Source organism: Corallococcus sp. AS-1-12 (assembly GCF_020036995.1).
In the GTDB taxonomy this organism is placed as follows: Bacteria; Myxococcota; Myxococcia; order Myxococcales; family Myxococcaceae; genus Corallococcus.
Genome location: NZ_JAIQDD010000001.1, coordinates 592,768 through 605,745 on the forward strand (window position 1 = coordinate 592,768; position 12,978 = coordinate 605,745).

The following is a 12,978-nucleotide window of genomic DNA, read 5'->3' on the forward strand; positions in this document are numbered from 1 at the left end:
CGGCCATCCGGCCCGGGCCCGGGTTGAAGCCAGGCGCCGTCCGCCCCATGCTTCCCCGCATGGCCGCTCCGGCTGACACCGCGCTGGCCCCCCGGGCCGACCTGTCCCGCTTCATCCAGCGCGCGCGCGTGCTGTGGCGCGGCCCGTCCCCGGGCGACTACGTCCGCATGCCGGACGGCACCGTGGAGCTGGTGGTCCGCGTCACCTCCACCACCTGTGACGTGCACGCCCTGGGGCCCCGGGAGCAGGTGGTGCGCAAGGCACCCTCGGAGGTCCCGCCTGACACGTTGGGCATCCAGTTCAAGCCCGGCGGCGCCTACCCCTTCTTCGGCCTGCCCATGTCGAAGCTGGCCCACCGCGCGCTCTCCATCGACACGCTCTGGGGCAAGGCGGACGGCGCCCGGCTCCGCGAAGCGCTCGCGGAGGCCCCCTCCTCCCAGGCCCGCCTGCGCACGCTCGAGGCCGCGCTCGTGGACCGGCTCCACCGGGACGACGTCTACGAACCCGCCGCCGCGCACCTCGTGCGGCGCGGCATCCGCCTGCTCACCGGGGCCGGGGAGCTCCCCCGCGTCGCGGAGCTGGCCCGCACGCTCGGCGTGAGCGAACGGCACCTGCGCCGCGCCTTCGACGACGTGCTGGGCATGGGCCCCAAGGCCTACGCCCGGCTCGTGCGCCTCCAGCGCGCGCTCCAGGCCTCCAGGGTCCAGGGCGCGCGGCCGGACTGGGGGAGCATCGCCGCGGGTACTGGCTACTATGATCAGGCCCACTTGATCGCGGACTTCCGGGCCGTGCTGGGCACCACGCCGGGCGCGTGGCTGCGTGCACGGGCGGCCTGAGGCGGGCCCGGACGCGCTGCGTCGGGATGGGGCGGGTGGGAAAAGCGCCTGCCCGGTGGGGGTCCCAGGGAATCGTTCGGGCGCTCGGACGTTCTGCGGCTATCGCGGGCGTTTTCCCAGCTTGACCGTTGTCAGGCCATCCCTCACAAACGCCCCCGTCCCCGCGGGTGTCCGTCCCGCGGCCCGAAAGGATCCCATTCATGAAGCGATTGGTCGTCATCGCCGCCCTCGTGGGTGCCGCCCCGGCGCTCGCCGATGAAGGCATGTGGACGTACAACAACTTCCCCGCCGCCAAGGTGAAGGAGAAGTACGGCTTCCAGCCGGATCAGCAGTGGCTGGACAAGCTGCGGCTGGGCGCGGTGCGTCTGGCCGGCGGCTGCTCGGCCAGCTTCGTGTCGCCGGACGGCCTGGTGATGACCAATCACCACTGCGCGCGCGGCTGCATCGAGCAGCTCTCCACCGCGAAGCAGGACTACCTGGCCAACGGCTTCTACGCCAAGACGCAGGGCGAGGAGAAGCAGTGCCCGGCGATGGAGGTGAACCAGCTCGTCGAGATCACCGACATCACCGAGCAGCTCAACAAGGCCACCGCGTCGCTGACCGGCAAGCAGTACTCGGACACGCTGAAGGCGGAGATGTCCAAGGCGGAGAAGGCCTGCTCCAACGGCGACGACAAGGTGCGCTGTGACGTCGTCACGCTGTACCAGGGCGGCAAGTACAACCTGTACAAGTACCGCCGCTTCCAGGACGTGCGCCTGGTGTTCGCGCCGGAGCACGCCATCGCCTTCTTCGGCGGTGACCCGGACAACTTCGAGTTCCCCCGCTACGACCTGGACGTGACGTTCGTGCGCGTCTACCAGGACAAGCAGCCGGTGAAGACGCCGGACTACTTCAAGTGGTCGGAGGGCGGCGCCAAGGAGAACGACCTCACGTTCGTGGCCGGCAACCCGGGCCGCACCTCGCGCGCGCTGACCATCGCGGAGCTGGAGTACACCCGCGACGTGTCCATGCCCAAGACGCTCATGTACCTCTCCGAGCTGCGCGGCATGCTCACCGAGTTCCAGAAGCGGGGCCCCGAGCAGAAGCGCATCTCCAGCAACCTGCTGTTCGGCGTGGAGAACGGCCTGAAGGCGTCCAAGGGCCGCCACGAGGCGCTGCTCGACAAGAAGTTCTTCGCCTCCAAGGTCGCCGCGGAGCAGGAGCTGCGCAAGAAGGTCGACGCGAACCCCGAGCTGAAGAAGAAGTACGCCGCCGCCTGGGATGAGATCGCCAAGGCGGAGGCCCAGTTGCTCACGATCCGCAAGGACCTGAACTTCATCGAGCAGGGGCAGGGCCTGTCCGCCAGCCTGTTCCACACCGCCCGGGCGCTGGTGCGCGCCGGCGACGAGCTGCCCAAGGACAACGGCCAGCGGCTGCGCGAGTTCAACGACGCCAACCTGCCCGCCCTCAAGGCGCAGCTCTTCAGCCCCGCGCCCATCTACGCGGATCTGGAGATCGCCCGCCTGACGTTCGGCCTCACCAAGATGCGTGAGGAGCTGGGCGCCAAGCACCCGTTCGTGAAGAAGGTGCTGGGCAAGGAGTCCCCGGAGCAGGTCGCCACCCGCGTGGTGAAGGGCACGAAGCTCTTCGACCCGAAGGCGCGCAAGGCGCTCTGGGACGGCGGCAAGAAGGCCGTGGACGCGTCCAAGGACCCGATGGTCCAGCTCGCCGTCCTGACGGACGCGGACGCCCGCGCCATCCGCAAGAAGTTCGAGGACGACGTCGAGTCCGTCATCAAGAAGAACAGCGAGCTCGTCGCCAAGGCGAAGTTCGACATCTACGGCACCAGCCAGTACCCGGACGCGACCTTCTCCCCGCGCGTGTCCTTCGGTTCCGTGAAGGGCTACATGGATGAGGGCCAGCAGGTCGCCCCCATCACCCAGATGTCCGGCACCTTCGAGCACGCCACGGGCCAGGATCCGTACGCGCTGCCCAAGTCGTGGCTGAAGTCGGAGAAGGTCATCACCGGCACCACGCCGATGAACTTCGTCACCACCAACGACATCATCGGCGGCAACTCCGGCTCGCCCGTGGTGAACAAGAACCACGAGGTCGTCGGCCTGGTGTTCGACGGCAACATCCAGTCGCTGGGCGGTGAGTACGGCTTCGACGAGTCCGTGAACCGCACGGTGGCCGTGCACTCGGAGGCCATCATCGAGGCGCTCCAGAAGATCTACGGCGCCAACCGCGTCCTGGAAGAGCTGCGCCCCGGCAGCACCAAGGTCGCGCCGGTGAAGGCGAACCCGGCGGGGTAGTCCTCCCCCCGGAGTCCTGAAGTCCCCAGAGGCTGTCCGGTGCGAACCGGGCAGCCTCTTGTTCTTGCTAGCGTGCGCCCATGCCGTACGACACGCGCGCCGAGCAGTTCATGCGGGACGGGTTCCTCCGCCTCGACGGGGCCTTCCCCCGCCAGGTCGCGGACGAGGCACGGGCCATTCTCTGGCGGGACACGGGGTGTGAGCCGGACCGGCCCGCTACCTGGACCCGCCCCGTCATCCGCCTGGGCATGTACGCCCAGAAGCCCTTCGTGGATGCCGCGAACACGCCCGTGCTGCACGCGGCCTACGACGCGCTCGTGGGCGCCGGCCGGTGGCTGCCGCCCGGGGCCCTGGGCACCTTCCCCGTGCGCTTCCCGACCCCCGACAACCCGGGGGCCGACCCGGGCGACGCGGGGTGGCACGTCGACGTGAGCTTCGACTTCGACAAGCCGGACTTCATGGACTGGCGCGCCAACGTCGCCTCCAGGGGCCGGGCGCTGCTCATGCTCTTCCTCTTCTCCGACGTGGGCGGCGACGACGCGCCCACCCGCATCCGCGTGGGCTCGCACCAGGACATCGCCCGGCTGCTGGGCCCGGCCGGCGAGGCGGGCCTGACGCTGCGTCAGCTCGCGGCCAACGGCTTCGCGGAGTCCGCCCACCGGCGGGAGGTCCTGGCCACGGGCGAGGCGGGCACGGTGTACCTGTGCCACCCCTTCCTCGTGCACTCGGCCCAGCCGCACCGGGGAACACGGCCGCGCTTCATGGCGCAGCCGCCGCTGCTGCCCCGGGAGCCCCTGAGCCTGGCCCGGCTCCCGGAGGACACGTCGCCGGTGGAGGAGGCCATCCGAATTGCATTGGTGGCATAGACACCCGGTTCGTGACTTCGTCAACTCGGCTCATGAACGTTCCAGGTTCGCTGCTTCTGCAGCGGACGCGCGGGCCCTGGCAGACGGCCTTATTCGTCGCAACGTTCGCGCTGAGCTGCTGCGATTGAGCTGCATTGCAGTATTATCGCATCTAGCACTGCGCTTATTTTGCTGACGTCATAAGCGCTAGCTGTAAGCGTCTCGGGTTTCAGTTCAAGGAAGTCCTTAACGTATGACTCCTTAAACTCTAACGATCCTTGGTATGTGTCCAATTCTTTTTTGTAGTTAGTCCAAACTATTTTTGCGCATGGGTATTTGTTGGTAGATAGATCCAGGTAACACTCAATTGCCGCCGCGCGTCGATTAATGTCGACGGCGCTCACTCCTTCGGGGCCACGGGCTGGAAACGAGCGAAATTGTTCCAGTTCTGGCAAGAGCATGGTGCGCATATTGGTGGGTAGCGAAAACTTCAATAGGCGCTGATGTGCGTCGAACCCTTCGGCATCGTTGTCGAAAACAAACACGACTTGATTGTGAACATCGATCTTTGCGAGCCCCTCCGCGAACTTTAAAAGGTTGCCAGTTCCAGAGAAAGGGTGGCGCTCGCTGACGTCGATAAATCGGAAGAAGTCGGCGATCTCTGGTTTGAGGAGTGTAAATGCATGCTTCAATATGTGCGCATCCGAACTGCCCTCAGTGGCAACCAGAAACGTCTCAGTTCGTCTTGCGCCCGTTGGGAACTCTTCGGCGCTCGCCCAGCCGCTCTCCACTAAGGGGCCATATTGCCAGACTACGGTTGCATCTAGGTTATCCGTGCGTGTAGCTAGCACGCGCAGCACGGAATAGGGATGGATGATGCTTACTAAGTCAGAGAAATAGCTGCGTTCGGAGTAGGCGAAATTTTCATGACGATCGTAGTTTGGAAGACGTTCAATGATTGGCTCATGTGCAAAGCGGCCCCTGGTTCTGGCTTGGGTTTCGAGGTCGATTTCGTCCGCGAATGTGTCGTCCAGGGTGCTGATTGAGTATCGCGTAACTAAGTATTTGAACTCTTCAAAGCTTGCAGCGCTTTCGGACGACTCTGGCTCGTCTTCGTCTGCCAGAGTACGCTGTTCCTTGGTCCAGCTTTGCGCAATCTCTTCGTACTCGCGCTTTGCGCTTTCAAGTGTAAAGCCCAGTAGTTCAATCCGCGGAATGACGTCCCTTAGTGTTCGCGAGAGTGCCATTTCCATTGGAGTGGGGCTTTTGCCTGTTTCTTTGAAATATTCGTAGTTAATCTGATCTGAGTGTGTGGCTTTGCGGTCTTGCTCTTGAAATAGTGAGCCGTGATCAGTGCCACGTGAATTCTTGCTGTGCGTGAGTGTGATCCCGCCGACGTCTAAAGTGATTAGTGTTCCCAAGGCTCGTATCTCCTGCGGTTTTGGTCGGCCCTTGAATTGGTGGGCCTAGGCAATTGTAATGCTTACAGCACCTAACGAAAGTGCGGGCCGGGGTGGGCAGGAGCAAGGGCCAGCTCCAGTTTGAGGAGCATGGTCGCGAACTCGTTCCCGATGCCTTCTGGCAGCGCGTAGCGCCGCTGCTTCCTCCGCCCCGGCCCAAGAAGAAACTGGGCCGTCCTCGTGCGGACGACCGGGCGGCGCTGGAGGCCATCGTCTTCGTGCTTCGCAGCGGCATCCCGTGGGACATGCTGCCTCGCAAGCAGTTCGGCCTGTCGGTCATGACGGCCTGGCGAAGGCTGGAGGAATGGAGCCGAGCCGGCGTGTGGGAAAGCTCCAGGAACGGCTGCTGGATGAGTTGGGGCTACGAGGCAAGGTGGACTTCTCGCGAGCCTCCATCGACTCCTCGTCCGTACGGGCGTCAAAAAGGGGGCCCTCACGGGCCCAAGCCCGACGGACAGAATCTTCTCGTGGAGGCCCACGGCCTACCGCTGACCGAGTCGGTGACGGCTGCCAACGTGCACGACACGCACGAACTCTTCCCGCTCGTCGACTCCGTGCCCGCAGTGAGGATGCCTTCTGGCCAGCGACGCCTGCGGCCAGGGAAGCTGCATGCGGACAAGGCCTACTCCTCCAGGAAGAACCGGCGCGGCCTCCGTCTGCGCGGCATTGCCGCTCGCATCGCGCGTCCAGGCATCGAGTCGAAGGAGTGTCTGGGGCGCTACCGCTGGGTCGTGGAGCGCACGCTGGCTTGGAAGAACCAGCTTCAAAGACTTCGAGTCCGCGACGAGCGCAGGGACGACGTCCACTTTGGATTCCTCGTCCTCGGCTGCTGCGTCATGCTCCTCCGGCGCCTCTTTCCTGGCATTTGTTAGGAACTGTTAGTGAGTCTGCGCTCTTTCCAGGGTCAACTGCGCGGGCAGATAGGAAGTGGCTCGCCATGCGGGAAGGTGCAGGCGCGCGCTGGTCTGGCTCCACGCTGTGGAACTCAACTTGAAGGCGGCTAGCGGTAGCCCCTTACGGTCAGCCAGTACCGTCTTTCACTAACAGCGATGCTGTAACTAGCTTGGTTCTATCGGGTGATGCGCCGCTTCATCTGCAATGCCGCGCGTTGGCGAGAAGTTCATCTCGACAACTCGCGGCAATTTCAACGAGCGATTCTTCTCAATTAGTTTGGGCTCACTCCCACTCGATGGTGGCGGGCGGCTTGGAGGAGATGTCGTAGACGACGCGGTTGATGCCGCGCACCTCGTTGGTGATGCGCGAGGAGATCTTCTCCAGGATGGGGAACGGGATGCGCGCCCAGTCCGCCGTCATGCCGTCCACGCTGGTGACGGCGCGCAGCACGCAGGTGGACTCGTAGGTGCGCTCGTCGCCCATCACGCCCACGCTCTGCACCGGAAGCAGGACGGCGAAGGCCTGCCACACTTCCTTGTACAGGCCGGCCTTGTGGATCTCCTCCTGCACGATGGTGTCCGCGCGGCGCACCAGGCCCAGGCGCTTCTCGTTCACCTCGCCCAGCACGCGGATGGCCAGGCCCGGGCCCGGGAACGGCTGGCGGGAGACCATCTCGTCCGGCAGGCCCAGCTCGCGGCCCAGCGCGCGGACCTCGTCCTTGAAGAGCTCGCGCAGGGGCTCCACCAGCTTGAGCTTCATCTGCTCCGGCAGGCCGCCCACGTTGTGGTGGCTCTTGATGGTGACGGACGGGCCCTTCCACGACACGGACTCGATGACGTCCGGGTACAGCGTGCCCTGCGCCAGGAAGCCCGCGTCCTGCACGTCGCGCGAGGCCTCCTCGAAGACGGCGATGAACTCCCGGCCGATGATCTTCCGCTTCTGCTCCGGATCCGTGACGCCGGCCAGCTTCGACAGGAAGCGCTCGCGCGCGTCCACCGTCTTGAGCGGCACGTGGAAGCGATCCACGAAGAGCGCCTCCACCTGCGCCCGCTCGCCCTGACGCAGCACGCCGTTGTCCACGAAGATGCACTGGAGCCGGGGGCCGATGGCCCGGTGCAGCAGCAGCGCCGCCACGGAGCTGTCCACGCCGCCGGACAGGCCGCAGATGACGCGGCCCTCGTCACCGACCTGCTTGCGGATGGTCTCCACCGCCTCGTCGATGAAGCCCTTCATCGTCCACGAGCCGGTGACCTTGCAGTCGTTGAAGAGGAAGGCGCGCAGCATGGCCTTGCCCTGCGGCGTGTGGACCACCTCCGGGTGGAACTGGAAGCCGTACCAGGGGTTCGTCTTGTGGGCCGCCGCCGCGAAGGGCGAGTTGCCGCTGCGGCCGATGGCCTCGAAGCCGGGCGGCAGCTCGTCCACCCGGTCGCCGTGGCTCATCCACACCTGCACCTCGTCGCCCGGGCGGAACTCCGCGAAGGGGCCCCGCGCGGCGAGCACCTCCACGGAGGCGCTGCCAAACTCGCGGTGGGCGCTCCGGTCGATGCGGCCTCCCAGGAGCTTGGAGATCAGTTGGAGGCCGTAGCAGATGCCCAGCACCGGGACGCCGGCCTCGAAGACGTACGGGTCGCAGCGCGGGGAGCCGGGCGCTTCCACGGACGCCGGCCCGCCGGAGAGGATGATGCCCTTCGGCGCGAACTGCCGGATGTCGGCGGCGGGGAGGTCCGGGCGGTGGATCTCGCAGTAGACGCCCAGCTCGCGCACCCGGCGGGCGATGAGCTGGGTGTACTGGCTCCCGAAATCAAGGATCAGGATCTTCTCGGAGTGCAGGTCCACCGGCGATTCTCCCAGGGGGCGTCGTTGACGGGTGGGGGCCCTTATCGCTACAAACTTCGGGAAATCAACGCTGAAAGGCCGTCAATTGTTCGTGCGCCGCCTGTCCGCTTCCACTGCAGCAGCCATGCTCCTCCTGTCCTCCGCGGGGTGCGTGAAGGAGATCACCTCCGACGAACGCCTGGAGCGGGACACCCGCAGCGTCGCGGTGAAGGACGCGCCCGGGGTCGAACAGCTCTCCAAGCTCACCTGCGACGACACCACCGCGCCCCTGAACAAGGCCCGGGACGTGAACCGGCCTGAGTCCGACCGGCTGGTGGACTACGTCAACCTGTACTCGTCCCTGAAGGACCGCACCCACACCTTCGAGGAGGCCATGGCCCGCAACCCGGACCTGAGCTACCGCGAGGGCAGCCAGAGCCTGGTCAACGCCAAGGACACCTGCATCCAGCAGACCGCGGACGTGCGGGTGGAGTTCGAGACCTACCTGCGCGAGCTGGTGGACGTGCCCACGGTGCAGGAGATCAAGGGGGGCAACACCGTCACGGTGGCCCGCCTGGACTTCGGCACCCTGAAGAAGGCCATCGAGACGCTGGACCCGGACGACCGCGAGTCGCTCCTCCAGCGCGTCAACGCGGCGGAGAAGCGCGTGTCCACCACGGCCGCCCCCGCCGAGGACTCGTCCACGGGCGGCGGCAAGCGTCGCGGCAAGTAGCCGCCCGCGGTCCCCTCCCCCGGCGCGCTGGCTGGGGGAGACTCCCCTGCCCCCCGAAGCCTCCCGGTGACGGTGAGGCCAGGGGGCGGTGGAGGCCCTACTCCATCCGGTAGTTGGGCGCTTCCTCGGTGATGATGACGTCGTGCACGTGGCTCTCCTTGAGCCCGGCGGACGTGATGCGGACGAAGTTGGCCTTCGTGCGCAGCTCCTCGATGGTGGCGCAGCCCACGTAGCCCATGCCGCTGCGGATGCCGCCCAGCATCTGGTGCACGTTCATGGAGAGGGTGCCCTTGTAAGGGACGCGGCCCTCGATGCCCTCCGGCACCAGCTTCACCGCCTCCACGTCGGACTGGAAGTAGCGGTCCTTGGCGCCCTGCTTCATGGCGCCCAGGCTGCCCATGCCCCGGTAGCTCTTGTAGCTGCGGCCCTGGTACAGGATGACGTCGCCGGGGGACTCCTCCGTGCCGGCGAACAGCGAGCCGATCATCACGGAGCTGGCGCCCGCGGCGAGCGCCTTCACGATGTCGCCCGAGTACTTGATGCCGCCGTCGGAGATGATGGGGATGCCGTGCTTGTCCGCCTCGCGGGAGCAGTCATCCACCGCCGTCACCTGGGGCACGCCCACGCCGGCCACCACGCGGGTGGTGCAGATGGAGCCCGGGCCGATGCCCACCTTCACCGCGTCCACGCCCGCTTCAATCAGGGCGCGCGTGCCCTCCGCGGTGGCCACGTTGCCGGCGATGAGGTCGAAGCCCTTGAAGTTCTTGCGCGTGTCGCGCACGCCTTCGATGACGCCCTTCGAGTGGCCGTGCGCGGTGTCCACCACGATGACGTCCACGCCCGCCTTCACCAGCGCGTCGATGCGGGCCTCGCGGTCCGCGGACACGCCCACGGCGGCGGCGCAGAGCAGGCGGCCCTTGGCGTCCTTGGCGGCGTACGGGTGGGTGCGGCGCTTCTCGATGTCCTTGATGGTGATGAGGCCCTTGAGCTCGTAGGACTCGTTGACGACGAGCAGCTTCTCGATGCGGTGCTCGTGCAGCAGCTTCGTGGCGTCGTCCTGGGTGATGCCCTCGCGGCCGGTGACGAGCTTGGTCGTCATCACGTCCTCGACCTTCTGGGACAGGTTCTTCTCGAAGCGCACGTCGCGGCTGGTGAGGATGCCCACCAGGCGCTTGCCCTGCACCACGGGCACGCCGGACACGCCGTGGACCTTCATCAGCTCCAGCGCGCGGGCGAGCGGCGCCTTCGGGTCGATGGTGATGGGGTCCACCACCATGCCGCTCTCGAACTTCTTGACCTTGAGGACTTCCAGGGCCTGCTGCTCGGGCGTCATGTTCTTGTGGATGACGCCGATGCCGCCCTCCTGCGCCATGGCGATGGCGGTCCGCGCCTCCGTCACGGTGTCCATGGCGGCGGACAGCAGGGGCACGTTCAGCCGGATGTTGCGGGTCAGGCGGGTGGTGAGGTCGGCATCACGCGGGGTGACGGCGCTCTCACCGGGCAGCAGGAGCACGTCGTCGAAGGTGAGGGCCAGCCGGATATCGGGGTTCAACATGGGGGCTCCCGGAGGCCCCGCGGGGCACCAGCGCCCGGCGGGTGCGTGTCCATACGGTTTGCGCGGCTGCCGCGCAACGGAAGAAGGTTTTTTGCCGCCCGTTCCCGGGGACTTCAGGTGATACTCGGCGTCCCACCAACACTTCTTGGGACTTGGACCGGGCCTTGGCGGAATTGAATCAAGCGGGGGCGGTCGGGCTGGTGGTGAAGCTGCCCTTCGCCACCCCCGAGGAGTTCCTCGCGAAATACGGGGGCAACATCACCCGGGGCGGCATCTATTTGCGCGCCAAGGCCGTGCGCCCCCCGGGCACGGCCGTCACCCTGGACCTCCGCCTGGCGAGCGGCGACCGGCTCCTCTACACGGCGGCCATCGTCCACTTCGTCACCGGGCAGCAGGGCCAGGGCATCTCCGGCATGGGGCTGAAGTTCGGGGAGGCGGATCCCCCGACCCGCCGGTTCCTGGACGCCGCGGTCGCCATCCTCCCGCACGCCCAGTCGGACGTGCCGCCCGTGCCCAACGGCGTGGGCCCGCCGGACTTCACCGTGCCCGCCCCGGCGGCGGCCCCTGCCCTGCCCCCGACCGTGGCCGCGGACCCTGGCGCTCCGGCCCGGATGGACGCCCCGGCCGCGGCCCCCGCGCCCGCGCTGGAGATGGTGACGGACGCGTCCCTGGGGCTGAACATCGAGGAGCCGCCCCGGACGGGGCCCGTCATCGGCATCGACCTGGGGACGACGAACTCGTGCGCCGCGTTCGTGCGCGGCAACAAGCCCGGGGTGCTGCCCAGCCGCGAGGGCCACAACACGGTGCCCTCCATCCTCGCGTTCAACCAGCGCGGCAAGCTGGTGGTGGGCCACCCCGCGAAGGGGCAGATGCTCACCAACCCGCGCCAGACGGTGTACGGCGCCAAGCGGCTGGTGGGCCGGCCGTACGCGTCGCCCATCGTGGGGCAGATCAAGGGCCGCTTCCATTACGAGATCGCCGCGGGCCAGAACGGCGAGGCGGCGGTGCGGCTGGGTGACCGCATCTATTCGCTCCAGCAGATCTCCGCGCTGATCCTCCGCGAGGTGCGCGAGGTGGCGCAGAACCAGTTGGGCCAGCCCATCTCCCGGGCGGTCATCACGGTGCCCGCCTACTACAACGACAACCAGCGGCACGCGGTGCGCGAGGCGGGGAAGCTGGCCGGCCTGTACGTGGAGCGCATCCTCAACGAGCCCACGGCGGCGGCGCTGGCGTACGGCTACGGCAAGAAGCTGAACCAGCGCGTGCTGGTGTACGACCTGGGCGGCGGCACGTTCGACGCGTCGGTGCTGGAGCTGAACGACACCGTCTACGAGGTCATCTCCACCGGCGGCGACACGTTCCTGGGGGGCATCGACTTCGACAACGCCATCGTGGAGTACCTCCTGCAGGAGTTCGAGCGGCAGACGGGCCGCGCCTTCCAGGGGGACCGGGTGGCCCTGCAGCGCATCAACGACGCGGCGGAGCGGGCCAAGTGCGCCTTGTCCGAGCGCTCGGAGATGCGGGTGCACGTGGCCTTCATCACGATGATCGACAACAAGCCGTACGACCTGGACGTCACGCTCACGCGGCAGAAGTTGATCGCCCTCACGGAGGGGCTGGTGGACCGCACGGTCCAGGTCTGCGAGGAGGTGCTCCAGGCCAAGGGGCTGAAGCCGCAGGACATCGACGAGGTCATCCTCGTGGGTGGGCAGAGCCGCTTCCCGCTGGTGCACGAGAAGATCACGAAGTTCTTCGGCCAGCCGCCCAGCAAGGGCGTGCACCCGGACGAGGCCGTGGCGCTGGGCGCGGCGCTGCTGGCGCACAGCCTGGGGCAGTTGGAAGGCGTGGTGCTCATCGACGTGCTGCCCATGGCCATTGGCGTGGGGCTGCCGGGTGGGCGCTTCAAGCCGGTGCTGGAGCGCAACGTGTCGCTGCCGGCGGTGAAGAGCTACACGCTCTCCACGCACCGGGACGGGCAGACGGAGCTGGAGCTCACCGTCTTCCAGGGTGACTCCGAGCGCGCGCAGGACAACGAGTACCTGGGCACGCTGCGGCTCGCGGGCCTGCCGAAGAAGCCTCGCGGCGCGGTGCAGGTGACGGTGACGTTCGAGGTGAACAACGAATCGCTGCTCAAGGTGACCGCGAAGGAAGGCACCACGGGGCGCGAGGTCGTCAGCACGTTCACCACCCGCGATACGCCGGAGGCGGTGAAGGCCCGGCTGGCGCAGGAGGAGTCCGTGGCCGCGGCGCCGGTGCCTCCGGTCGTGACTCCGGGCAACGTGGCTGTGGCGGCGCGCAGGGTGGCGGCGTCCGTGCCGGTCGTTCCGGAGGCGGCGCCGGATGCCGCCGTCGTGTCCAAGCAGAAAGGTTTCATGGGGTGGTTGAAGGGACTGTTCGGACGCGCCTGAGGGCGTGACGGGTCCCTGCTCCCCGAGTGGGCTGGCGTCGAAGGTCTCCTGTGATTCATGACCGGGAGTGCCTGAGGAATTGAGCAGTCGGGCTGCTATGAAGTGTCGAAATTTTTCGACACTGGACGGCCCCCCCCC

At 67.1% G+C, this 12,978-nt stretch carries 9 protein-coding genes; 6 read left to right on the top strand and 3 right to left on the bottom strand.

The features are described 5' to 3' along the window. Window positions 1–59 precede the first annotated feature (59 nt). The 3 genes from K8556_RS02280 (at window position 60) to K8556_RS02290 (ending at window position 3,996) form a co-directional block, all read left to right on the top strand. Window positions 60–836 (top strand): AraC family transcriptional regulator, encoded by a 777-nt coding sequence (locus K8556_RS02280; protein WP_223738374.1) that lies wholly within the window; start codon window positions 60–62, stop codon window positions 834–836. A 200-nt stretch (window positions 837–1,036) separates the two neighbouring features. Continuing rightward, entirely contained in the window at window positions 1,037–3,130 is a 2,094-nt protein-coding gene (locus K8556_RS02285) for a S46 family peptidase (RefSeq protein ID WP_223738375.1), read from the top strand. Between the two features lie 80 nt (window positions 3,131–3,210). Continuing rightward, a complete protein-coding gene (locus tag K8556_RS02290) occupies window positions 3,211–3,996 on the top strand; it encodes a phytanoyl-CoA dioxygenase (RefSeq protein ID WP_223738376.1) in 786 nt (261 codons plus the stop codon). An 89-nt stretch (window positions 3,997–4,085) separates the two neighbouring features. Here K8556_RS02290 and K8556_RS02295 read toward each other — a convergent pair whose 3' ends face one another. Further along, a complete protein-coding gene (locus K8556_RS02295; RefSeq protein WP_223738377.1) occupies window positions 4,086–5,396 on the bottom strand; it encodes a HEPN/Toprim-associated domain-containing protein in 1,311 nt (436 codons plus the stop codon). A 92-nt stretch (window positions 5,397–5,488) separates the two neighbouring features. Here K8556_RS02295 and K8556_RS02300 point away from each other — a divergent pair, with 92 nt between their 5' ends. Next, a complete protein-coding gene (locus tag K8556_RS02300) occupies window positions 5,489–6,307 on the top strand; it encodes an IS5 family transposase (protein ID WP_223738378.1) in 819 nt (272 codons plus the stop codon). Between the two features lie 304 nt (window positions 6,308–6,611). On the opposite strand, the gene guaA is transcribed toward K8556_RS02300, so the two are convergent. Further along, window positions 6,612–8,165 (bottom strand): glutamine-hydrolyzing GMP synthase, encoded by a 1,554-nt coding sequence (guaA, locus tag K8556_RS02305; RefSeq protein WP_223738379.1) that lies wholly within the window; start codon window positions 8,163–8,165, stop codon window positions 6,612–6,614. 124 nt (window positions 8,166–8,289) lie between these two features. Between guaA and K8556_RS02310 the strand changes: the two genes are divergently transcribed. Beyond that, entirely contained in the window at window positions 8,290–8,877 is a 588-nt protein-coding gene (locus K8556_RS02310; protein ID WP_223738380.1) for a hypothetical protein, read from the top strand. 97 nt (window positions 8,878–8,974) lie between these two features. Here the strand turns inward: K8556_RS02310 and guaB are convergent, their stop codons facing one another. Continuing rightward, on the bottom strand, window positions 8,975–10,432 hold the full coding sequence (guaB, locus tag K8556_RS02315; protein WP_223738381.1) for an IMP dehydrogenase: 1,458 nt from the start codon (window positions 10,430–10,432) through the stop codon (window positions 8,975–8,977). A 164-nt stretch (window positions 10,433–10,596) separates the two neighbouring features. Between guaB and K8556_RS02320 the strand changes: the two genes are divergently transcribed. Beyond that, window positions 10,597–12,840 carry a TIGR02266 family protein gene (locus K8556_RS02320; RefSeq protein WP_223738382.1) on the top strand — a complete coding sequence of 748 codons (2,244 nt, stop codon included), beginning with the start codon at window positions 10,597–10,599 and terminating at the stop codon, window positions 12,838–12,840. Window positions 12,841–12,978 lie beyond the last annotated feature (138 nt).